The sequence below is a fragment of the Methylophilus sp. Leaf414 genome, from assembly GCF_001425425.1.
Taxonomy (GTDB): domain Bacteria; phylum Pseudomonadota; class Gammaproteobacteria; order Burkholderiales; family Methylophilaceae; genus Methylophilus.
On the sequence record NZ_LMQQ01000004.1, the window covers coordinates 665,863 to 688,651 of the forward strand.

General features: G+C 47.9%; 19 protein-coding genes. 17 read left to right on the plus strand and 2 right to left on the minus strand.

Going from position 1 to position 22,789, the window contains the following annotated elements:
* The first annotated feature begins 18 nt into the window (after positions 1-18).
* From accD to ASG24_RS12110, 17 genes are all read left to right on the plus strand, one after another.
* Positions 19-882: an acetyl-CoA carboxylase, carboxyltransferase subunit beta gene (accD, locus tag ASG24_RS12030; RefSeq protein ID WP_055871752.1), complete on the plus strand. Its 864-nt coding sequence runs from the start codon at positions 19-21 to the stop codon at positions 880-882.
* Positions 882-2,174, plus strand: a complete 1,293-nt coding sequence (gene folC, locus ASG24_RS12035; protein WP_082488089.1) for a bifunctional tetrahydrofolate synthase/dihydrofolate synthase — start codon at positions 882-884, stop codon at positions 2,172-2,174. The genes accD and folC overlap by 1 nt, the downstream gene beginning before the upstream one ends.
* A 49-nt stretch (positions 2,175-2,223) precedes the next feature.
* Entirely contained in the window at positions 2,224-2,976 is a 753-nt protein-coding gene (locus ASG24_RS12040; protein ID WP_055871758.1) for an SPOR domain-containing protein, read from the plus strand.
* An 8-nt stretch (positions 2,977-2,984) separates the two neighbouring features.
* A complete protein-coding gene (locus tag ASG24_RS12045; RefSeq protein ID WP_055871760.1) occupies positions 2,985-3,503 on the plus strand; it encodes a CvpA family protein in 519 nt (172 codons plus the stop codon).
* 32 nt (positions 3,504-3,535) lie between these two features.
* Positions 3,536-5,071: an amidophosphoribosyltransferase gene (gene purF / locus ASG24_RS12050; protein WP_055831265.1), complete on the plus strand. Its 1,536-nt coding sequence runs from the start codon at positions 3,536-3,538 to the stop codon at positions 5,069-5,071.
* A gap of 223 nt (positions 5,072-5,294) precedes the next feature.
* Positions 5,295-6,482 (plus strand): O-succinylhomoserine sulfhydrylase, encoded by a 1,188-nt coding sequence (locus ASG24_RS12055; RefSeq protein WP_055871762.1) that lies wholly within the window; start codon positions 5,295-5,297, stop codon positions 6,480-6,482.
* A gap of 249 nt (positions 6,483-6,731) precedes the next feature.
* Entirely contained in the window at positions 6,732-9,302 is a 2,571-nt protein-coding gene (gene gyrA, locus ASG24_RS12060; RefSeq protein WP_055831269.1) for a DNA gyrase subunit A, read from the plus strand.
* 8 nt (positions 9,303-9,310) lie between these two features.
* The gene (gene serC / locus ASG24_RS12065; protein WP_055871765.1) at positions 9,311-10,390 is read left to right on the plus strand and encodes a 3-phosphoserine/phosphohydroxythreonine transaminase; all 1,080 of its coding nucleotides are present in this window, start codon (positions 9,311-9,313) and stop codon (positions 10,388-10,390) included.
* A gap of 23 nt (positions 10,391-10,413) precedes the next feature.
* The gene (gene pheA, locus ASG24_RS12070) at positions 10,414-11,496 is read left to right on the plus strand and encodes a prephenate dehydratase (RefSeq protein WP_055871767.1); all 1,083 of its coding nucleotides are present in this window, start codon (positions 10,414-10,416) and stop codon (positions 11,494-11,496) included.
* A 9-nt stretch (positions 11,497-11,505) separates the two neighbouring features.
* Entirely contained in the window at positions 11,506-12,627 is a 1,122-nt protein-coding gene (gene hisC / locus ASG24_RS12075) for a histidinol-phosphate transaminase (protein ID WP_055871770.1), read from the plus strand.
* The gene (locus ASG24_RS12080) at positions 12,624-13,706 is read left to right on the plus strand and encodes a 3-deoxy-7-phosphoheptulonate synthase (RefSeq protein ID WP_055871772.1); all 1,083 of its coding nucleotides are present in this window, start codon (positions 12,624-12,626) and stop codon (positions 13,704-13,706) included. The genes hisC and ASG24_RS12080 overlap by 4 nt, the downstream gene beginning before the upstream one ends.
* Before the next feature lie 266 nt (positions 13,707-13,972).
* Positions 13,973-14,914, plus strand: coding sequence for a pyrroloquinoline quinone biosynthesis protein PqqB (gene pqqB / locus ASG24_RS12085; protein WP_055871775.1), 942 nt, complete (start codon positions 13,973-13,975; stop codon positions 14,912-14,914).
* 9 nt (positions 14,915-14,923) lie between these two features.
* Positions 14,924-15,688 carry a pyrroloquinoline-quinone synthase PqqC gene (gene pqqC / locus ASG24_RS12090; RefSeq protein WP_055831282.1) on the plus strand — a complete coding sequence of 255 codons (765 nt, stop codon included), beginning with the start codon at positions 14,924-14,926 and terminating at the stop codon, positions 15,686-15,688.
* 34 nt (positions 15,689-15,722) lie between these two features.
* The gene (pqqD, locus tag ASG24_RS12095) at positions 15,723-16,007 is read left to right on the plus strand and encodes a pyrroloquinoline quinone biosynthesis peptide chaperone PqqD (protein WP_055871778.1); all 285 of its coding nucleotides are present in this window, start codon (positions 15,723-15,725) and stop codon (positions 16,005-16,007) included.
* A 17-nt stretch (positions 16,008-16,024) separates the two neighbouring features.
* A complete protein-coding gene (pqqE, locus tag ASG24_RS12100) occupies positions 16,025-17,206 on the plus strand; it encodes a pyrroloquinoline quinone biosynthesis protein PqqE (protein WP_055871780.1) in 1,182 nt (393 codons plus the stop codon).
* 87 nt (positions 17,207-17,293) lie between these two features.
* Complete coding sequence (locus ASG24_RS12105) at positions 17,294-18,496, plus strand: multidrug effflux MFS transporter (RefSeq protein ID WP_055871782.1); 1,203 nt, start codon at positions 17,294-17,296, stop codon at positions 18,494-18,496.
* Between the two features lie 139 nt (positions 18,497-18,635).
* Entirely contained in the window at positions 18,636-19,331 is a 696-nt protein-coding gene (locus ASG24_RS12110; protein WP_055871784.1) for a hypothetical protein, read from the plus strand.
* Between the two features lie 84 nt (positions 19,332-19,415).
* Here the strand turns inward: ASG24_RS12110 and ASG24_RS12115 are convergent, their stop codons facing one another.
* Positions 19,416-20,219, minus strand: a complete 804-nt coding sequence (locus ASG24_RS12115) for a pyruvate, water dikinase regulatory protein (RefSeq protein WP_055831292.1) — start codon at positions 20,217-20,219, stop codon at positions 19,416-19,418.
* A 38-nt stretch (positions 20,220-20,257) separates the two neighbouring features.
* Entirely contained in the window at positions 20,258-22,630 is a 2,373-nt protein-coding gene (gene ppsA, locus ASG24_RS12120) for a phosphoenolpyruvate synthase (RefSeq protein WP_082488090.1), read from the minus strand.
* Between the last annotated feature and the right edge of the window lie 159 nt (positions 22,631-22,789).

A 22,789-nucleotide genomic window follows, 5' to 3' on the forward strand; every position in this document is an offset into this window, starting at 1 on the left:
ATTTGAGCAGGAGAGACTATGAGCTGGTTAGACAAAATTCCTCAAAAAATCAAACGTGCGGTAAGCGGCGAGCGCCGCAATATGCCGGAAGGACTTTGGCATAAATGTGATGCCTGCCAGACCGTGCTGTATCGTACTGATCTGGATGCAAACCTGGAGGTATGTCCCCAGTGTGGCCATCATCACAGATTGGGGGCCCGCGCGCGTCTGAATGTGTTTCTGGATCCGGAAAGCCGCGTTGAAATTGGTGCCGATGTCACGCCAGTCGATGCCTTGAAATTCAAGGATAGCAAGACCTATACTGAACGTATGCGCAGCGCGCAACGCGACGTGAAAGAAAAAGATGCATTGATCGTCATGCGCGGTACGGTTGAGCGCGTACCGGTTGTCGTGGCTGCGTTCGAGTTTAAGTTTATGGGCGGCTCTATGGGTTCTGTAGTCGGCGAGCGCTTTGTCCGTGGCGTGCAGGCTGCTATTGAAAACAAATGCGCTTTTATCTGTGTTTCTGCCAGTGGCGGGGCGCGCATGCAGGAAGGTTTGCTGTCATTAATGCAAATGGCCAAGACCAGCGCATCATTGACTAAACTTTCTGAAGCTGGCTTGCCTTATGTCTCAGTCCTGACTGACCCAACCATGGGTGGCGTTTCTGCGAGTTTTGCCATGCTGGGTGATGTGATTGTTGCCGAACCAAATGCGCTAATCGGATTTGCTGGGCCGCGCGTCATTGAGCAAACAGTACGCGAAACCCTTCCTGAAGGCTTCCAGCGTGCAGAGTTCCTGCTAACGCATGGCGCGATTGATATGATTATTGACCGCCGAGAAATGCGCGCAAAATTAAGTCAGTTGCTGGCCGGTTTTATGAATATTGCTAAAGTTGCCTGATGTCGTCACATGTGCCCGAGCTTCCTGACACAGTCGAGGCTTGGCTTAGCTTCATAGAGTCATTACATCCCAAATCGATAGAAATGGGATTGTCACGGGTACAAGCGGTAGCCGCACGCTTACATCTGAAATTTCCTTTTACCGTGATCACCGTCGGTGGTACCAATGGTAAAGGCTCTACATGTGCCATGCTCGAAGGCATTTATGCTACAGCTGGCTACCGTGTCGGCTGTTATACTTCACCGCATCTGGTGCAATATCAAGAGCGCGTCCGCTTAAATGGCGAGTTGATTGCCGATGACGTTTTATGCGCAGCATTCACCGCCGTAGAAAAAGCGCGCGAAGATATATCTTTGACTTATTTTGAGATGGGCACACTGGCGGCATTGTGGGCGTTTGAGCAGCAGCCTCTGGATGTCGTCATTCTCGAAGTAGGGCTCGGCGGCAGGCTGGATGCCGTCAATATTGTTGATGCCGATTGCGCTATTGTGACTAATGTTGACCTTGATCATATGGAGTTTTTGGGCGATACCCGCGAATTGATCGGCCATGAAAAAGCAGGTATTTATCGTAAACACCAGATTGCCATTTGTGGCGATGTACAACCTCCAATTTCTCTCCTGAATTATGCTGAATCACTGGGCGTACCATTAAAACGCTATGGGGTAGATTACCGCATGGACTTAGCGGATACGCAGTATAGTGACGCTCATGGCTCACTGGCCATTGGTTCGCTACCATTGTTTGGTGATTATCAGTGGCAAAATGCTGCCAACGTGATTTATGCAGTACGCGCACTGCAATCTAAATTACCAGTGACAGACGACGATTTACGACAAGGGTTGACCTCGACAAAAGTGGTCGGTCGTTTTCAATATTGGCATCGCTCGCCGGATGTGATTCTGGATGTTGCACATAACCCGCATGCTGCTCGTGCCTTGCGTAGTAATTTGCAACAACTGAGCGCCGACGGTTGTAAGGTTGTTGCCGTATTTTCCATGTTGTCAGACAAGGATATTGCCGGTGTGGTAGATATTCTGCATGATGTCATCGATGAGTGGGAAATCGCGCCTATCCAGCATCCGCGTGCCGCCAGTGTTGATTATCTTAAGCAGTGCCTGAGCCACAAAGTTTCTGATCAGCAATTGAAGACACATCCTGACCTGCCAACGGCATTAAGAAGCTGTTATAAAAAAGCAGCAAAAAATGATAAAATTATTGTGTTCGGCTCATTTTTCACTGTGGCTGCCATCCTGGAAATAACACCTGACCAATGGACTTCATCAAGCTAGCTGTTGACTAGCAATATGTGAAATGATGTGAGTGGGAATTTAAGACAACATGGCAAGAGATAGTGTGACAGACAAAGAACTGACCCTTAAGAAAACAGCCCGCAGGCGGCTGGTGGGTGCCATCACCCTGGTTATTCTGATGTTGATCGTATTGCCTTTCGTCCTGAAAGACAGAGTCGTTGAACCTGCGCATGACGATGTTGAGATTACTGTCGTCAATCAACAAGCGAACCGCGAACCGATACTTGAATTACCGGATGAGGATGTTGAACTTGAGGTAGAGGCTGCTGCACCTGCTGCAAATGCCGCCACTCAGACAACGCCTGCGGTAGAAACACCTGCAGCACATATCGAAGAAGTGCCTGTAACGCCCCCAGCACCAAACAAACCAGCCAAAGCAGTGCCTGCGCAAGTGGCGGTTGCTGAAACAGCTACTGCTAAGCCTGCTCCAGTAGTTGAACCGAAAGTTGAACCCAAAGTTGAACCCAAAGTTGAACCCAAAGTTGAACCCAAAGTTGAACCCAAAGTTGCGGCGGCGAAATCTAAAGAAGAGCCTAATTCTTCCGATAAATCATCAGGTAAATTCTATGTGCAGTTTGGCGTGTTCTCTGACCCGAATAACCTCGAAAACCTGCAAGGCAAATTGAAACAGGCCGGTTTTGAAGCAGCGACGGATAAAGTCGATGCCGCTGGCAATAAGTTACGGTTGCGGTCGCGCACGTATGCGACACGAAATGAAGCGGCAGCAGCATTGAAAAAGCTGGAAGCTGCCGGTTTTAGCGGAATAGTTGCGAAATCCTGAATCAGGCAATGACCATTTTTGATTATTTTGTACTTGGTATTATTGGCTTTTCCATTCTGGTTGGATTGATGCGCGGCGCTATCCGCGAGTTCTTTTCGGTTATCGGCTGGGTACTGGCATTTTATCTGGCCAACAAATTTAACAGTGAGGTTATTAGCTATATCCCGGAGCAAGTGCCTGGTGAAGCGGTGAAAGCGATTGCTGCATTCTTGCTAGTATTTTTATCTGTGCTGTTTTTATGCACCTTGTTAGCTTTATTACTGACCACCCTGATCAAGGCAGTAGGTTTGGGTGGCCTAAATCGCGTGCTGGGTGGTCTTGCCGGTGCAGTTAAAGGTGTATTGATCGTCTGCATACTGGCGATGCTTGCTGCGATGACCGATATTCCCAAAGACCCACGCTGGACCAACGCCATGTTGAGTGCCCCCGTTGAAGTGCTGGTCTTGAATTTGCTGCCATGGATACCATCTAGTATTGCCGAGCATGTGCATTTGGAACATGAGCAGGCAGATGAATCCCTCATTTAATTTGTAATCTAGTCTTGGAATAGGATGTCGCTATGTGTGGAATTATCGGTATTGTAGGTAAAAACCCGGTGAACCAGTTGTTGTATGACGGGTTGCTGGTGCTACAGCATCGCGGGCAAGACGCTGCAGGGATTGTGACTTGCGATGGTAATACTTTCCATATGCATAAAAATAACGGACTGGTTAAAGACGTATTTCATACCCGTCATATGCGCAACCTGGCCGGTAATGTCGGCATAGCGCATGTGCGTTATCCGACGGCTGGCTCTTCCAGTGCGGCTGAAGCGCAACCGTTTTATGTCAACTCACCTTTCGGAATTGTGCTTGGCCACAATGGCAACCTGACCAATTCAGAACAGCTTAAATCTGAAATGTTCAGGCAAGATCTGCGTCATATCAACACCAGCTCCGATTCGGAAGTGTTGTTGAATGTGTTGGCGCATGAGATTGAAGATACCTCCAAAAATGCCTTGTTGAACAGCGACATGGTATTTGATGCGGTTTCTGGCGTACACAGGCGCTGTAAAGGCGCTTATGCTGTGGTTGCCATGATCGCTAACTTTGGTTTGCTGGCATTCCGCGACCCGCATGGCATTCGCCCGTTGGTGATAGGCAAGCAGGAAACCAGCAAAGGTACTGAATATATCGTGGCTTCTGAAAGCGTTGCTCTGGATGTGCTGGGCTTTACTCTATTACGTGATGTTGAGCCGGGCGAGGCAGTATTTATCGATATGGATGGCAATTTGTTCAGCCGTCAATGTGCGCAAAATCCTAAACTGACCTCCTGTATTTTTGAATATGTTTACCTGGCACGCCCAGATTCAGTGATTGATGGTGTTTCTGTTTACCAAACCCGCCTGGACATGGGTACTTTGCTAGGCGAAAAAATCAAGCGCGAATGGGCTGACAAACAGATTGATGTCGTGATTCCTATCCCTGATACCAGCCGCCCGAGCGCTTTGCAATTAGGGATTTCACTGGGCCTGGATTACCGCGAAGGGTTTATCAAAAACCGGTATATTGGCCGTACGTTTATCATGCCAGGCCAGGCATTACGTAAAAAATCGGTACGCCAAAAACTAAACCCGATCGGCATTGAGTTCAAAGGTAAAAACGTTTTGCTGGTCGATGATTCGATTGTGCGTGGCACCACATCACAGCAGATTGTGCAGATGGCGCGTGATGCCGGTGCTAACAAAGTGTATTTCGCTTCTGCCGCGCCGCCGGTACGTTACCCTAACGTATATGGTATTGACATGCCTAGTCGTGACGAGTTGTTGGCAACTGATCGTACCGATGAAGAAATTTGTGCCGAGATTGGTGCCGATGCATTGATTTACCAGGACCTGGATGCATTAAAAGAGAGCATTACCAAGTCCAACCCACACCTGACAGAATTCGATTGTAGCTGTTTTGATGGCAAGTACGTGACTGGTGATATTGATGCGGCTTACCTGAACCGTATTGAGGCGGCGCGTAGCGATTTCAACAAAAAACAACCGCCACCAAATTCAACTACGCAACTGGATTTGAATTTGTTATCAACCGATCTGGTTGGGGTAGATTAGCCCTTGACAGGCGCCATCAGAAGGCGTCTAATGAAATTGCGCTGATTTGAGTGGCGAACTTTAAACGAAGCCGAACTCAGCTTGCGAGCGCATTATAAATCCTGCTAAAGCGAGAGCCCAAAAACCCGTTTTAGCGCAATGCTGAAGCGGGTTTTTTATTGGCTGCATACCTTGTAAAGTTAAATGTGTCGTTAAAGATTAAGATAGTTGGAAGATTAACAAAATGAGTGATCAATACCATTTGGAAACGCTGGCAGTACGTGCTGGCACGCTGACAACCGAGTTTGGTGAAAATTCTGAAGCCTTGTTCCTGAACTCCAGTTTCCGTTTTAAAAATGCAGCCCAGGCAGCAGCAAGATTTGGCGGCACAGAGTCTGGCAATATTTACTCGCGCTTCACTAACCCGACCGTGACTATGTTTCAGGATAAGCTGGCTGCTTTGGAAGGTGCCGAACAATGCGTGGCCACCGCCAGCGGCATGGCGGCAATTTTAGCCTGCATCATGGGTATTTGTAGTGCGGGCGACCATGTGGTGGCTTCGCGCAGTGTGTTTGGTACCACTGTGCAGTTATTTTCGAATATCCTCAAACGTTGGGGATTGGAGGTCACATTGGTATCACTTACCGATACTGACGCATGGAAAGCCGCTGCAAAACCCAATACCAAATTGTTTTTTGCCGAAACGCCTTCTAATCCTCTGACCGAAGTAGGCGATATTGCCAAGCTGGCGGAAATAGCCCACGCTGCAGGCGCTTACCTGGCAATTGATAATTGCTTCTGCACCCCGGCTTTGCAACAGCCATTGAAATTGGGTGCCGATATTGTGATTCACTCTGCAACTAAATATATTGACGGTCAGGGCAGGGTATTGGGCGGCGCTGTGCTTGGCAATAAGACCTTGATGGAGCCGGTCTATGGATTCTTGCGTACCGCAGGCGTGACCATGAGTGCATTCAATGCCTGGGTGTTCGTCAAAGGCATGGAAACACTACAGATCCGTATGGAAGCGCATGCGCAACGTGCCCTGGCGATAGCGCAGTGGCTGGAACAACAGCCTCGAGTAGCCCGTGTGTATTACCCTGGTTTACCATCGCATCCGCAGTATGTGTTAGCACAACAACAGCAAAGATTAGGTGGTGGCATCGTCACTTTTGAGGTTAAACCACGCGCCGGACAAAGCGCGCAGGAGGCCGCCTGGGAATTAATTGACGCCACTAAGCTGATTTCAATTACGGCTAATCTGGGTGATGCGAAATCAACCATCACACATCCGGCAACCACTACGCACAGCCGTGTGACAGCCGAGGCCAGGGCAGAAGCTGGCATCAAAGATAACCTGGTGCGTATTGCAGTAGGGCTGGAGCACGTGGAAGATTTAAAAGCTGACTTGCAGCTGCTGTCGCAGGCTTAACACCAGCTTTAAAACAAACGGTTTATCGCTACCTGACGACGGGTAATGCGATAAACCGTTTTTTATTATCCCGAGTTTTATTGTTTCCATATTTGTGCAGGTAAAACGATAGATTTAATTCTGCATTTTGCACTTGTTTTTTACTTCTGCAAGGCTGATCCAGGCCATTTTAGCCGCGTTTTAAGCAGCCAGAGTCTGCTAAATATGCTAAAATCGCGAGATAATTTTTAACTATAAAATGGGTCAAGAATGAGTCAGTCTCCCGATCAGTTTGCTAAAGAAACCCTGCCTATCAGTCTCGAAGACGAGATGCGCCGCAGTTATCTTGATTACGCGATGAGCGTAATTGTTGGTCGTGCTTTACCAGATGTGCGTGATGGCCTCAAACCAGTACACAGGCGTGTATTGTTTGCCATGCACGAACTATCCAATGACTATAACAAGCCATACAAAAAATCTGCCCGTATTGTCGGTGATGTGATCGGTAAATACCATCCGCACGGCGATACCGCAGTGTATGACACCATCGTTCGTATGGCACAGCATTTCTCTTTACGTTACATGCTGGTTGATGGTCAGGGTAACTTTGGTTCAGTAGATGGGGATAACGCGGCGGCAATGCGTTATACAGAAATCCGCATGTCCAAAATCGCCCATGAACTGCTGGCAGATATCGAGAAAGAAACCGTCGATTTTGGCCCTAACTATGACGGCAGCGAACAAGAACCGCTGATTATGCCAACGCGAATCCCTAATCTGCTGATTAACGGCAGCTCGGGGATTGCTGTAGGGATGGCGACCAATATTCCTCCACACAACCTGAATGAAGTGTTGAACGGGTGTTTCGCATTGCTGAAAAATCCGGAAATTTCGATTGATGAGCTGATTGAGTATATCCCTGCACCTGATTTCCCGACTGCCGGTATTATTTACGGCACGGTAGGCGTAAAAGAGGGGTATCGCACCGGCCGTGGCCGTGTTGTAATGCGTGGCCGCACGCATTTTGAAGATCTGGATAAAGGTGGTCGCCAGTCCATTATTATTGATGAACTGCCTTATCAGGTGAATAAGAAAACCCTGATCGAGAAAATTGCCGAGCTGGTTAACGAGAAAAAAATAGAAGGCATTTCTGATCTGCGCGACGAGTCGGATAAATCCGGCATGCGCGTGGTGATCGAGCTTAAGCGTGGTGAAGTGCCAGAGGTAATTCTTAACAACCTCTACAAGCAAACGCAACTGCAAGATACCTTCGGTATGAATATGGTTGCCCTGATGGATGGTCAGCCACGATTGCTCAACCTGAAGCAGATGCTGGAAGCCTTCCTGCGCCATCGCCGTGAAGTCGTTACACGCCGCACTGTATTTGAGCTGCGCAAAGCGCGTGACCGGGGTCATGTACTCGAAGGTCTGGCGGTAGCCCTGGCTAATGTGGATGAGATGATTGCTATCATCAAGGCCGCACCAACGCCACCGGAAGCGAAAAAAGAATTGATGGCACGCAACTGGCATTCCACTGTGGTGGAAGAGATGCTCAAGCGCGCAGCCATGGAAGCATCACGTCCAGAAGGACTATCTGTAGACTTTGGCTTGACGCCAAATGGCTATCGCTTGTCAGATGTGCAGGCGCAGGAAATCCTGCAGATGCGCTTGCAACGCCTGACCGGCCTGGAACAAGACAAGATAGTGACCGAATATAAAGAGGTGATGGATATCATTGCCGATTTGCTTGATATCCTGGCGAAACCTGAACGCGTGACGGCCATTATAGTTGAAGAATTGAATGAAATTCAGAAACAGTTTGGCGACAAACGTCGTTCCGAGATTGAGCACAATACGCAAGACCTGTCACTGGAAGATTTGATCACACCGCAAGATGTGGTAGTGACCTTGTCACATACAGGTTATATCAAATCTCAGCCTTTGGATGAGTACCGTGCACAGCGCCGAGGTGGTCGTGGCAAACAAGCCGCAGCGACTAAGGAAGACGATTTTATCGACAAGATGTTTGTGGCAAACACGCATGATTACATTCTGTGTTTCAGCAGTCGTGGCCGTGTTTACTGGCTCAAAGTCTATGAAGTGCCGCAAGGTAGCCGCGTTAGCCGTGGCAAGCCGATTGTGAACCTGTTCCCATTGGAAGAAGGTGAGAAAATCAATGCTATCCTGCCGGTGAAAGAGTTTGACGAAAACCATTATGTATTCATGGCGACCGCCATGGGTACAGTTAAGAAAACTGCGTTGACTGAATTCTCCAACCCGCGCAAATCCGGCATTATCGCGATTAACCTCGATGACAATGACTACCTGATTGGCGCAGAAGTCACCAATGGCAAGAATGACATCGTGCTGGTTTCCAACGGCGGTAAAGCGGTTTGGTTTACTGAAGATGACGTTCGCCCAATGGGTCGTGCGACGCGAGGCGTGCGCGGTATGAAACTGGCTGCCAAACAGCAGGTACTTTCATTACTGATTGCAGAAAATGATCAGCAATCAGTATTGGTTGCCACCGAAAATGGTTATGGTAAACGTACTGTGTTGTCTGAATTCCGTCACTCCGGTCGCGGTACACAGGGCGTGAAGGCGATTGCAATCAGCGAGCGTAACGGCTTGGCGGTTGCAGCAAGATTGGTGACAGCAGATGACGAAATCATGCTGATTACGACCGGTGGTGTATTGATTCGTACCCGTGTTAAAGAAATTCGTGATATGGGCCGCGCTGCACAAGGCGTGACACTGATTAACCTGGGTGAAGGCGAGAAGCTTTCTGGTCTTGAAAAAATCGTTGAAACTGATGAAGACGAGAACGATAGCGAAGAATAGTTGGATTCATGACACAGATTTTTAATTTTTCAGCGGGTCCGGCAGTATTACCGAAACCGGTTCTGGAGCGCGCGCAAGCTGAAATGCTTGATTGGCATGGTAGTGGAATGAGTGTGATGGAAATGTCACACCGCGGAAAAGAGTTCACCGGCATACTGGAGAAAACCGAAGCCGACTTGCGTCAGTTATTAGCCATACCGGCCAATTACAAAGTGCTGTTTTTGCAAGGCGGCGCTATCGGTGAAAATGCCATCATTCCGATGAATTTGCTGAATGGTAAATCGGCGGATTACGTTGTTACCGGTTCCTGGAGCAAGCGCAGTGTGCAGGATGCCAAAGTCTACGGGCAGATCAATATTGCAGCTTCCGCAGAAGCAGATAATTTCACGCATGTGCCGTCATTTTCCAAATGGCAGCTAAACCCTGATGCTGCCTACGTCCATTACTGCACCAATGAGACGATTAATGGTGTTGAGTTTGTGGATGTGCCTGACACAAAGGGCGTACCTATTGTCGCTGATATGTCTTCGCATATTCTTTCTCGCCCGATTGATGTATCGAAATATGGTGTGATTTATGGCGGTGCACAAAAGAATATTGGCCCGGCAGGTTTGTGCCTGGTGATTGTGCGCGAGGACTTGCTGGAACAAGCCTCACCATTAACACCAGCAGTATTCCACTGGAAAACGCAGGCCGAAAACCAGAGCATGATCAATACGCCGCCTACTTATAGTATTTATATTGCAGGCCTGGTGTTTGAATGGTTGTTGGCACAAGGTGGCGTTGAAGCGATTGAAAAAGTAAATATTGCCAAAGCCAACCTGCTCTACGACTATGTGGATCAAACCGAGTTTTACTACAACCCGATTGAACCGGCTTACCGTTCGCGTATGAATATCCCGTTCCGCTTGCGCGATGAGAGCCTGAATGAGGCATTTCTGAAAGCCGCAGATGCGCGTGGTCTACTGCAGTTAAAAGGCCATCGTTCCGTAGGTGGTATGCGTGCCAGTATTTACAATGCGATGCCGATTGAAGGTGTGCAAGCGCTAGTCGCTTTTATGCAGGAATTCGAAAAAGGTAATTCTTAATTCACATTAAGTATGAATCTTAAATGTCTGATTTATTAAAACAATTTAGAGATAAAATTGATGCTATCGATGCGCAGGTGTTGGCATTGGTAAATGAGCGCGCAGCTTTGGCGCGTGAAATCGGACATTTGAAAGACGATGGTGTTATCTACCGTCCGGAGCGAGAAGCGCAGGTCATACGCCGTTTACAGGCTGACAATCAGGGACCTTTGTCTCCGGAAGCCGTCAGCCATATTTTCCGTGCCGTGATGTCGAATTGCCGTGCGCTGGAAAAAGAGTTGTCTATCGCTTTTTTAGGCCCTTTAGGCACCTACAGTGAAGAGGCAGCCCTGAAACAATTTGGGGAAGGGCGCCAGGCAGTCGTTTGCGCCAGCATAGATGAAGTTTTCCGCACGGTGGAAGCGGGCCAGGCAGATTACGGGATTGTGCCGGTTGAGAATTCAACCGAAGGTGCGGTAGGTATTACACTGGACTTACTGTTAGCCAGTGCATTACAAGTCGTTGGCGAAGTGACACTGCCGGTGCATCATTGCCTGCTGTCAGCCCAACAGGATATTTCGCAAATCTCGCATGTGTTCTCGCACGCGCAATCCTTATCGCAATGCCATGAATGGCTCAATAAGGTACTGCCTGGTGTAGAGCGGGAGGCGGTGACCAGCAATGCCCGTGCAGCGCAGATGATTCATGAACTGGTTGCGACCCAAGGCACGTTTGCTGCTGCGATTGCCAGCAAGCGCGCGTCCGAGCTGTTTGATTTGCATATTCTGGCTGAAAATATTGAAGATGACCCAAAAAACACCACGCGTTTTTTGGTGTTGGGTAATCATAGCGTAGCGCCGTCAGGGCAAGACAAGACTTCTCTCGTGATGAGTGCCCATAATAAGCCGGGTGCTGTGTTACAGCTGCTGGAGCCATTATCACGCCATGGCGTCAGCATGACCAAACTGGAGTCCAGGCCTTCACGCCAGAATTTATGGAACTATGTATTTTTTGTCGATATTGAAGGGCATCAGCAGGCGCCTTCTGTGCAAGCGGCACTGAAAGAATTAGCTGAACGCGCCACATTCCTCAAAGTGTTGGGTTCATATCCAACCGCCATTATTTAACTTAAAGATATGTCTGATTCATCAAAGCTTTCTCATTTGTCAGCATTGGCGCCAGCCAATATACGTGCGATTGCCCCTTATCAGGGTGGCAAGCCTATCAGCGAGCTGGCTCGCGAAATGGGATTAAACGAAATAGATATCGTAAAGCTGGCCTCAAATGAAAACCCGCTAGGCATGAGTCCTAAAGCGCAGATGGCGCTTGAAGAAGCCATTTACGAAATCGCGCGATATCCGGATGGTAACAGTTTTGCGCTACGTGATGCAGTCAGCCAGAAATACCAGGTAAAGCCAGACCAGATTGTATTTGGTAACGGATCCAATGACATACTGGAATTGGCGGCACGTGCATTTCTAACAGCCGGTGATGAGGTGATTTATTCGCAGCATGCCTTTGCTGTGTATCCACTGGTGACGCAAGCGGCAGGTGCCACTGGAATAATAGTCCCTGCTGTGGATTTTGGTCACGATTTGGATGGCTTTTCAAAAGCCATTACACCAAAAACCAAACTGATTTTTGTCGCCAACCCGAACAATCCGACCGGCACATTGATCTCCAAAGCAGTGCTAAAAGACTTTCTGCAAAAAGTGCCGAAAAATATTGTGGTGGTACTCGATGAAGCTTATGACGAGTACCTGTCTGTAGCGCATAAATCTGAAGCCATTCATTGGCTGGCTGAATTTGAAAACCTGATTATTTCGCGCACGTTTTCCAAGGCTTATGGACTGGCAGGTTTGCGGGTTGGGTTTGGCCTCATGCATACTGCCTTGGCCGATTTGATGAACCGCGTGCGCCAGCCATTTAATGTCAATAGTTTGGCACAAGTGGCGGCAACAGTATCATTACAGGATGAAGACTTTGTCGAACGCAGCTATGCAGTCAATCAGGCCGGTATGTCACAAATAACGCAAGGTTTAACAAAGCTAGAGTTAAGTTTTATTCCGTCTTTTGGCAACTTTGTCAGCTTTAAAGTGACCAATGCGAGCGCTGTCAATCAGGCTTTGTTAAAACAAGGCGTGATTGTGCGGCCGGTAGCCAATTACGAAATGCCGGATTATTTACGCGTGAGTATTGGCTTGTTTAGTGAAAATGCACGTTTCCTGGAAGTGCTGGAACAGATTCTGAAGTCATGAATACCTATGAAAAATTAGCCACCGACGATGTTCGGGTGCTCGAAGTGAAACCCCTGGTGAAACCGGCGGAGCTGTTGTCACGCCTGCAGGAAAGTAATACCACCACCCAGAATATCCTGCAAACGCGCACGGCGATTCACCATATTCTGCATCAAGGTGATGACCGCCTGGTGGTTATTGTCGGGCCGTGTTCGATTCATGATACAGATGCTGGCATGGAGTACGCAAAACGCCTGCTTGAAGTACGTAACCGTCTTGGCAATGAGCTGGTTATTGTGATGCGGGTATATTTTGAAAAACCGCGTACTACAGTCGGCTGGAAAGGGTTGATCAACGACCCTCACCTGGATGGCACGTATGACATTAACTTAGGGCTGGAAAAAGCACGCCGCTTTTTGCTGGAAGTGAATGAAATCGGCATGCCTGCAGCCACTGAATTCCTGGATGTAGTATCGCCACAATACACGGCAGATCTAGTCAGCTGGGGCGCAATTGGTGCGCGCACCACCGAATCCCAGATTCACCGCGAACTTGCATCAGGTTTATCCTGCCCGGTCGGTTTCAAAAATGGCACTGATGGTGGCGCTAAAGTAGCGATAGACGCGATTAAGACTGCTGCAAGCCCGCATCACTTTTTATCTGTGACCAAAGAGGGTGAATCGGGCATTTTTGCGACCAAAGGCAATGAAGATTGCCATGTTATTTTACGTGGTGGCAAATTACCAAACTTCGATGCGAAAAGTATTGGTGAGGTTTGTGACCAATTAGCAGATGCTGGCCTGGCACCTGTGTTAATGGTGGATTGCAGTCATGGCAACAGTCAAAAACAGTACAAAAATCAGATTGCAGTCGTTGACGATATTTCGGGCCAAATTGCAGGTGGAGATAGCCGTATTATCGGTGTGATGCTGGAGTCGCATCTTAACGAAGGCCGGCAGGATCATTATCCGGGCTGTACATTGAATTATGGACAATCCATTACCGATGCCTGCCTGGGTTGGGAGGACTCGGTAGCTGTGCTGGAAAAATTGGCGATTGCAGTAAAATTCAGACGCGAAAAACTGGCCGAAGAAGATTAGCCCATTTAAACAGACGTAAATTAAAAGCCGCATTATTCAATGCGGCTTTTTCATTTTGTAACGCCATATGATTGTGCTCATGAAAATCATGAGCAGGGAATCATTGTCAGTAGCAGGGTGAACTTGCAACGCATGCGTATGATGCGAGTCATACTTACAGGCAAGAGTCATTGGTCATTGCCGCACGAAGAGTTATCAACGATGATGAGTGAATTATTGTATGATGGCCTTCGTTACCTCAATAATTATTAAAACAGAAGCGATTTATGTATATACACGTGTTGGGTGCTGGTGCTGGCGGGGGCTTCCCGCAATGGAACTGTAACTGTGAAAACTGTGATGGCTTGCGCAAAGGCACGATTAAAGCCACGCGTCGTACACAGTCCTCTATTTGTGTGTCCAGCAATGGCATCGATTGGGTGTTGTTTAATACCTCACCGGATATCTTGCAGCAAATCCAGGAATTCCCACCTTTACAGCCAGGACGTGCAATCCGCGACAGCGGTATCCAGGCCATTATTTTGATCGACGCCCAGATTGATCATACCACTGGCCTGTTTATGTTGCGCGAAGGGCAGGTCAAACGTGAGATTTACTGTACCAAAATGGTCTATGAAGACTTGACCAGTGGTAACCAGATTCTGAATATTCTCGGCCACTACTGCGGTGTGAATCACCACGAAATTGCGATTGATGCCAATGATATCAGCTTAGCTAATAGCTTTGAGATACCAAATGTGCCGAACTTGCGTTTTACTGCAGTGGCATTAAAAAGCGCTGCACCGCCTTATTCACCGCATCGTAATGATCCTCACCCTGGCGACACCATAGGCGTTTTGATCGAAGAAATCACAACCGGCAAAAAATGCTGGTACTCGCCTGGTTTGGGTGAGATCGAGCCACATTTGCCTGCCTTGATGAACCAGGCGGATTGCATCATGGTAGATGGTACTTTCTGGACAAATACTGAAATGCTGGACATGGGGTTGATGACTAAAACCGCACGTAGTATAGGCCACAATCCGCAATCGGGTCCGGGTGGCATGATTGAAGAACTGGATAAGTTCGGGTCTGACAAACCAGTACGTAAAGTGCTGATTCATATCAATAATACCAACCCGATTTTAAGGGAAGATTCCGCCGAGCGCGCCATTCTTAATGATCACAAGATCGAAGTGGCGTATGACGGTATGGATATCATTCTTTAGGAGAGCAATATGAATGCAGTGACACAGGCAGCATTACCCTGGACACGTGAAGAGTTTGAAGCCAAATTGCGGGAAAAAGGACAGGGCTATCATATTTATCATCCCTTCCATGTGATGATGTATGAAGGAAAACTGACCAAAGAACAGTTGCAGTGCTGGGTTGCCAATCGCTTTTACTACCAGATCGCAATCCCGATGAAAGATGCTGCGATTTTATCCAATTGCCCGGACAAAGAAGTGCGCAAGCAATGGATAGTGCGGATTACCGACCACGATGGCGTAGATGACCAAATCGGCGGTATTGAAGCCTGGATCAAATTGGGTGAGGCAGTTGGGTTAACACGTGAGCAAGTGACCAGCCTGGAACTGGTTTCTCCCGGTGTACGTTTCGCGGTGGATGCCTATATTAATTTTGCCAAGCAGCGCTCATGGCAAGAGAGCGTTTGCTCCAGCCTGACAGAGTTGTTTGCTCCGCATATACATCAGCAACGTATCAGCTCCTGGCCGAGCATGTACCCATGGGTGAAAGAAGAGGGCCTGATGTACTTTAAAAAGCGCCTGACCGAAGCCCGCCGCGATGTGGAACAAGGTTTGGGCGTGACTTTAGACTATTTCAGTACCTCGCGTGAAATGCAGTTGAAAGCGCTGGATATCTTGCAATTCAAGCTCAATGTATTGTGGGTGATTGCGGATTCGATCATGCTGGCTTCGACTGACATTAAAGTCGAAGGCCGCGATTATCTGCGGCAGCCGGTCATCAAGATTGAAAACTGATGACTGATTAGACTGAAGATTTGAGAGAAGACAGATGGAAAACAATATTCAATATTCAGATATTTATGCGATTGCCTTACACCACCGCTTTCAGTGGGAAGAGGCGCAGCAAAGCTATGTCATCCTTTTTCCGGAGGGTATGGTGAAATTGCATGGGGGTGCCGGAGAGATTTTGAAGCGCCTGGATGGTAAAGCAAGCGTAGGCGATATCGTTACTGAGTTAAAAGCTGCTTTTCCGGATGCAGAAGGTATTGAAGCCGATATTCTCGGCATGTTTGACCTGGCTGTCAGCAAAGCCTGGTTACGCAAGGTGAATTGATCCGTAAGGAGAACAGCATGGCACAATTGAATAATGGGGTTGCAGCAAATGTTACGCAGAAACAGCCGCTTTGGCTGTTGGCAGAGGTGACCTACCGCTGCCCGCTGCATTGTGCTTTTTGCTATAACCCGACGGATTATGACAAGCACACCAAAAATGAATTAAGCACCGAGCAATGGATAAATGCGCTACGCGATGCGCGTAAAATGGGTGCCATCCAGCTCGGTATTTCCGGTGGTGAGCCTTTGTTACGTGATGACATTGAAGAAATCGTCGCTGAAGCACATAAACTGGGCTATTACAGCAACCTGATCACTTCCGGTGTGGGATTGACTGAAAAACGCATACAGGCATTTAAAGAAGGCGGGTTGGACCATATCCAGCTTTCCATGCATGATGTGACAGAAGATATTAGTAACTTTATTACCAATACCCGTACTTTTGAGTTGAAGAAAAAAGTAGCGGCCATGATTAAAGCGCATGGTTATCCTATGGTGCTGAATGTGGTGATTCACCGCTTTAACATTGACCAGGTTGGCAAAATTCTGGAAATGGCTGAAGCGCTGGGTGCTGATTACGTTGAGCTGGCCAATACGCAATATTATGGCTGGAGCCTGGTGAATCGCGATCAACTGATGCCAACGCGTGAACAATTGAATAGGGCAGAAGCGGCCACCAATGCTTTCCGCGAGCGTGTTGGTAATAAAATGAAGGTATTTTTTGTGGTGCCTGATTACTTTTCTGACCGTCCGAAAAAATGCATGAATGGCTGGGGTGAGGTATTCATGATCGTCACTGCCAATGGTGATGTGCTGCCATGTCATTCTGCCCGCGTTTTACCAGGTATGGAGTTCCCGAATGTACGGGAAAATGGACTGGAATGGGCCTGGAAAGAATCACCAGCATTTACCAAGTATCGTGGTAAGGACTGGATGAAAGAGCCTTGCCGCAGCTGCGACGAGCAGGATAATGACCTGGGTGGTTGCCGTTGCCAGTCTTATATATTAAGTGGCGATGCTGAAATGGCCGATCCGGTATGCACCAAATCACCAAACCGTCATTTGATTGATGAAGCATTACTAAGCTCACAAAATCCTTTGGTGCGCGAGCAACCGATTATTTTCCGCACCGACAAAAACTCCAAGAAATATGTGGAAGGCGACAAGGAAAGAGTTGAGCAATTTCATGCCTTGCCCTGATCATGGCAGTTACATGCTTTATAATCAACAGGCGCTTTGGGCGCCTGTTATTTTTTATGATCTTTTATTTTTTGTGAAAGTGTCTTCGTGCGGCATTCTTCTTTGTTGGTTTATGTATTGGCAGCTTTAGCTGCGTTGGCACCTTTCGCTATTGATACCTACCTGCCAGCTTTTCATGTGATGGCGGCATCGTTGCAGGCGGATCCTGTGGCTATCCAACAGAGTTTGACCTTTTACCTGTTGCCTTACGCTTTAATGACCCTGTTTCATGGCGCCATTTCTGATGCAATAGGCCGTATCAGAACCATTAAATGGGGATTGACGATTTTTGTATTGGCCAGTCTCGGCTGTGCTTTCGCACCTAATGTACAAACCCTATGGTTATTCCGTGCCTTGCAAGGTGCCAGTGGCGGGGCAGGTAATACTGTTGCACGCGCGATGGTACGCGACCTGTTTTCTGGCGCTCAGGCGCAAAAAGTGATGGCAACAGTACAATTGTTATTTGGCATTGCACCGGCTGTCGCGCCCATATTGGGTGGCCTGTTGCTAGGCATACACTGGCAGGCAATTTTCATTTTCCTGGCGCTGTATGCAGCCATTTCCTTGTGGGCAGCTATGCGTTATTTACCTGAAACAATGACGGCAGATAAACGTGTGCCACTGTCGTTCCCAGGTATTAAAGACACTTATCTCACCATGCTGAAAAATGGCATCTTTTTAGTATTGATTGCCAGCCTGGGGCTCAATTTTTCAGCGTTTTTTATTTATGTATTAGCCAGTCCGGTCTTTCTGGTCGAACACCTGCATTTAAGCAGCCAGCAATTTGGATTCCTGTTCATTCCCACAGTAACCGGTATGATGATCGGCTCCTGGATTTCGCGTCATTCTGCGGGGAAAATATCGCCGACAAATTTGCTGCGCTGGTCATTTGCGTGGATGGTCGTGATCGCGGCTGTCAACGTTGCTGTGCAAATATGGGTCATGCATGCAATTCATCATGTATGGTGGCTGGCCATTATTCCGATTGCTTTATTTAATATAGGCATGGCAGCGGCTATGCCAGTGCTTTCTATTGCCGCTCTCGACTGCTTTCCCAAAGTGCGAGGTACCGCCGCCTCAGCTCAGGCCTTTATGCAAATGCTTTGTTCCACCATCAGTTCGGCAGTGATTGTGCCGCTTATATGGGATTCGCCGCTAAAATTAGCCGGCACCATGCTCTGCATGACGTTGCTTAGTGCCGGATTATTATGGATGGTCAGGCGCCAGTTTGTCGCTGTGAAGCCCGTCTAGAACAGGGTCGTAAAATCATAATCTATGAGGGGTTTCTGGATTTAATCGTGTATTTGAATTGCATGCCTCTACTCTATGATGACACTATAAATAGCTATACACATTCAGTGTTAATCATAAAAGCAGATGGGAGTCACAAATGGAAATGTCCAGAGAAGAAGATGCACAACGTGCGTATGTCAAACTGCTTACTGGCCAAGGTGTGAGTCAGCGAGTACTCATACAACGTGAGTTCACCATTATCCGCTTAGGCGCATTTCTCAAAGATATTCCCTGTAGCGGTACTGCTTACCGTCATGCTGTAGACCGCTTTATCGCCAGTATTGATACTGCCGAGATTCCAATGGTGTTACCTGTGGTGCGTGAGTTTTTCTCGTTCTGGGTGCGTGATATCAAAGCGATAGCTGCAATGAGCCAGGCTAAGGTATTCAACGGCAATGTGCCGGTTGCCGCGGTGACGCAAGATGAATTATTCAAGCATTGGTATGATTTGGACAAGACCATGATGTCCACCGCAGAGAAGCAGATTTTGGAAGCTTTCCTGACCGATTCTCAAGCCAAGGGGTTTGACCCTGCCGCCTTTAAGGAGCGTATGCGCATGGCAAAATGCCTGTTACTGTCGCTGCGTAATGTCGCTCACAAACAGTCACATAGTTATCGCCAGATGGTAGATAGAAATATGCCATTATTTAATGCGCTTGGTAACCAGCATAAATTCCTGAGTGTAGCGCGTGAATTTTATTATTTCTGGCGTGGCGATATGTTGAAACCTCAGCAGACGCCAGTACCAGCAAAATCTAAAGCCAAAACGTCAGAAATGGCCATGGCAGCTTAATCAATGCACAGGAGAAGGTAATTCTGTGAATTACCTGATGATTTAACTGTGGGTTAGTTAAAGGAATTAAACAAACTGCCAGCCTTAGCGCTGGCGAATTTTTTGCAGGATTAAGGCAGAAAGCTCTTCAATGGAACGGCTGGTTGAGTCAGCCCATGTGATGCCGTAACGGCGCATCATGTTTTCCGCCAGTTCAATTTCCTTGCGGCAGTTATCCAGTGAAGCATAAAAACTGTCGGGACGGCGCTCGCTGCGCACCGAATGCAGGCGCTCTGGCTTGATAGTCAGTCCGAATATCTTGTCTATATTTTTCTCTACCGCCGCAGGAAAAGAGCCGCGCTCAAAATCTTCCGGAATCAATGGGTAATTGGCCGCTTTGATACCAAATTGCATGGCCAGATAAATACTGGTCGGTGTTTTTCCACAGCGGGATACACCAATCAGAATCACCTCAGCTTCATCCAGACCGGTGTTGGTCATGCCATCATCATGGTTCAGCGTAAAATTAATAGCTTCCATGCGCTCATGGTAGCTATTACCCATAGAGCTGTAAGCAATGCTTGCGCCTGTCAGAGGCTCCTGGTTGAGTTCTGAGCCTAGTGGATAGATAAAGCGGTGAAACAGGTCAATAAAGTAAGCATTGGCCTGTTTCAGGCGATTTCTATGCTCGCCGTTACCCACCGACATGATCACAATCGGGCGGATGCCGTCCTGATCTGCAACTTTCTGGATATGCTCGAAACCTGCCTGTACCTTTTCATCGTTATCGGTGAAGGGCAGGCGGGTAGTAGTGAATTTGGTATTTGGAAAATGCTCAAGCAGTTTGCTCAAGGCACCCGCCGTAATCCCCGTACCATCAGAAATAATAAACACAGAACGGTGATTCATGCGATTGCCTTGAGTTAAAGAGCTTTAAAGCTAAAAAATTATTTTTTAGTCAGACGCTGCCAGGTAGCAACCACAGTATCCGGGTTCAGCGAGACAGACTGTATGCCTTCGGCAACCAGCCATTCAGCAAAGTCTTCATGGTCAGAAGGGCCCTGGCCGCAAATACCTACGTATTTACCTAAGCGGTTACAGGTACTGATTGCCATTTTGAGTAATACTTTAACTGCGTCATTACGCTCATCGAAGCCATCAGCCAGGATGCCGGAATCGCGGTCCATACCCAGTGTCAGCTGTGTCAGGTCGTTTGAACCGATAGAGAAACCATCAAAGTATTCCAGGAACTGCTCAGCCAGCAGGGCGTTTGCAGGAATCTCGCACATCATGATCAGGCGCAAGCCATTTTCACCACGTTTGAGGCCGTTTGCGGCCATGATTTCTGTCACTGCCTTGGCTTCGTCAAGAGTACGAACGAATGGAATCATCAACTCAACGTTCTCTAAACCCATTTCATCACGGACTTTTTTCATGGCCTGGCATTCCATGGCGAAACATTCTTTAAAGTCTTCTGCCATGTAACGTGCTGCGCCACGGAAACCGATCATCGGGTTTTCTTCATCCGGCTCGTAAATGTCGCCGCCTACCAATTTCTTGTACTCGTTAGACTTGAAGTCTGAAGTACGCACAATCACTGGTTTCGGGTAGAACGCAGCTGCAATGGTTGCAACGCCTTCCGCGACTTTATCAATGTAGAACTGTTTCGGGCTGGCATAGCCACGCGCACGGTTGTGAATAATCGTTTGAACGGATTTCGGCATGGCTTCGACATTCAAAATCGCTTTCGGGTGTATGCCGACCATGTTGTTGATGACAAACTCCAGACGCGCCAGGCCAACGCCATCGTTAGGCGTTTGCGCAAATGTAAACGCCATATCAGGGTTGCCTACGTTCATCATGATTTTGCATGGCGGTTTAGACAATGCACTATTTGACTGCGTGGATACTTCAAAATCCAAAGCGCCGTGATAAACAAAGCCTGTTTCACCTTCAGCACAGGAAACAGTCACGATTTCGCCATCGCGCAGTAAATCCGTTGCATTGACTGAACCAACAATGGCCGGGATGCCTAATTCACGCGCAATAATCGCTGCGTGACAAGTACGACCCCCACGGTTCGTCACCAGGGCACTGGCGCGTTTCATCACCGGTTCCCAGTTAGGGTCTGTCATGTCAGCAACCAACACATCACCAGGTTGTACTTCGTGCATATCGGCTGGATCCAGCACGATACGTACAGGACCTACACCTACTTTTTGCGTCACGGCACGACCGGCAACCACTGGCACTGAGGAGTGCTTCTGTAATTTAAATGTCTCAGTAACGTTTTTGGCCGCTTCCTGGGATTTCACTGTTTCAGGGCGTGCTTGCAGGATATACAACTTATTATCCAGGCCATTTTTACCCCATTCGATATCCATTGGGCAACCATAATGCTGTTCAATGGTGATCGCGTAACCCGCTAATTCCAGGATATCAGCATCATTCAGAGAGTAACGGTTAGATTCAGCCGCATCTACCGGCACTGTATTGGTAGATTTACCAGCCTGTGTCGCGTCAGAGAACACCATCTTGATCAGTTTTGAACCCATGGTGCGACGTACAATAGCCGGTTTGCCTTTATTCAGTAATGGCTTATGTACGTAGAACTCATCAGGGTTCACCGCACCTTGCACCACAGTTTCGCCCAGACCGTAAGAAGATGTGATAAATGCAACATCTTTATGACCGGATTCAGTGTCAATCGTAAACATTACGCCTGCACAGCCAATGTCTGAACGCACCATTTGCTGTACACCCGCAGACAGGGCAACATCGGCATGTACGAAGCCTTTATGAACACGGTATGAAATTGCGCGGTCATTATACAAAGATGCGAACACTTCTTTAATGGCATGGTTGATGTTATCCAGGCCATGAATATTCAAAAAGCTTTCTTGCTGACCAGCGAAAGATGCATCTGGCAAATCTTCTGCGGTAGCAGATGAACGGACAGCGAAGGTAGTGCCCGGTGCCGATTTATCGATCAGCTTCGCGTAGTTCTGTGCAATCGCGCTTTGTAAGGCGTCCGGAAACTCGGCTTCCATAATCCACTGACGGATTTGCGAACCGCACTTCGCTAGTTCTTGCGTATCATCAGCATTTAGTTTATCGAGCAAGTCATTGATTTTTTTATCTAGACCGCCTTGAGATAAAAATTCACGGTATGCATCAGCTGTGGTTGCAAAGCCTGTCGGTACGCGAACACCCTTAGCGCTGAGCTGAGAAATCATTTCACCCAAAGAAGCATTCTTGCCACCGACTGACGGCACATCGCTGTTTCTGAGATTCTCGAATGGAATAACATGACTAACCATATAAAACCCTTAATTGTTTTAAATCAGATGATATCTATCGCCGATGAAATCTACCACCGAGTGCAATGGATCGAATTCGATAAAGTGAGGTTTACTCTTGAGTGCAACCTGTTTCAAGGAATTACTTTTATCCAAGCATTATGCCAAAATCATGTTTTA

What these genes read in the sequence shown, in the direction of transcription:
- ASG24_RS12045 (WP_055871760.1), top strand. Translation starts at nt 2,985, where the DNA reads ATGACCATTTTTGATTATTTTGTACTTGGTATTATTGGCTTTTCCATT.
- ppsA (WP_082488090.1), bottom strand. Translation starts at nt 22,630, where the DNA reads ATGGTTAGTCATGTTATTCCATTCGAGAATCTCAGAAACAGCGATGTG.
- pqqD (WP_055871778.1), top strand. Translation starts at nt 15,723, where the DNA reads ATGGAAAACAATATTCAATATTCAGATATTTATGCGATTGCCTTACAC.
- purF (WP_055831265.1), top strand. Translation starts at nt 3,536, where the DNA reads ATGTGTGGAATTATCGGTATTGTAGGTAAAAACCCGGTGAACCAGTTG.
- accD (WP_055871752.1), top strand. Translation starts at nt 19, where the DNA reads ATGAGCTGGTTAGACAAAATTCCTCAAAAAATCAAACGTGCGGTAAGC.
- hisC (WP_055871770.1), top strand. Translation starts at nt 11,506, where the DNA reads ATGTCTGATTCATCAAAGCTTTCTCATTTGTCAGCATTGGCGCCAGCC.
- gyrA (WP_055831269.1), top strand. Translation starts at nt 6,732, where the DNA reads ATGAGTCAGTCTCCCGATCAGTTTGCTAAAGAAACCCTGCCTATCAGT.
- pqqC (WP_055831282.1), top strand. Translation starts at nt 14,924, where the DNA reads ATGAATGCAGTGACACAGGCAGCATTACCCTGGACACGTGAAGAGTTT.
- ASG24_RS12055 (WP_055871762.1), top strand. Translation starts at nt 5,295, where the DNA reads ATGAGTGATCAATACCATTTGGAAACGCTGGCAGTACGTGCTGGCACG.
- ASG24_RS12115 (WP_055831292.1), bottom strand. Translation starts at nt 20,219, where the DNA reads ATGAATCACCGTTCTGTGTTTATTATTTCTGATGGTACGGGGATTACG.
- pheA (WP_055871767.1), top strand. Translation starts at nt 10,414, where the DNA reads ATGTCTGATTTATTAAAACAATTTAGAGATAAAATTGATGCTATCGAT.
- pqqB (WP_055871775.1), top strand. Translation starts at nt 13,973, where the DNA reads ATGTATATACACGTGTTGGGTGCTGGTGCTGGCGGGGGCTTCCCGCAA.
- ASG24_RS12110 (WP_055871784.1), top strand. Translation starts at nt 18,636, where the DNA reads ATGGAAATGTCCAGAGAAGAAGATGCACAACGTGCGTATGTCAAACTG.
- ASG24_RS12040 (WP_055871758.1), top strand. Translation starts at nt 2,224, where the DNA reads ATGGCAAGAGATAGTGTGACAGACAAAGAACTGACCCTTAAGAAAACA.
- folC (WP_082488089.1), top strand. Translation starts at nt 882, where the DNA reads ATGTCGTCACATGTGCCCGAGCTTCCTGACACAGTCGAGGCTTGGCTT.
- ASG24_RS12080 (WP_055871772.1), top strand. Translation starts at nt 12,624, where the DNA reads ATGAATACCTATGAAAAATTAGCCACCGACGATGTTCGGGTGCTCGAA.
- pqqE (WP_055871780.1), top strand. Translation starts at nt 16,025, where the DNA reads ATGGCACAATTGAATAATGGGGTTGCAGCAAATGTTACGCAGAAACAG.
- serC (WP_055871765.1), top strand. Translation starts at nt 9,311, where the DNA reads ATGACACAGATTTTTAATTTTTCAGCGGGTCCGGCAGTATTACCGAAA.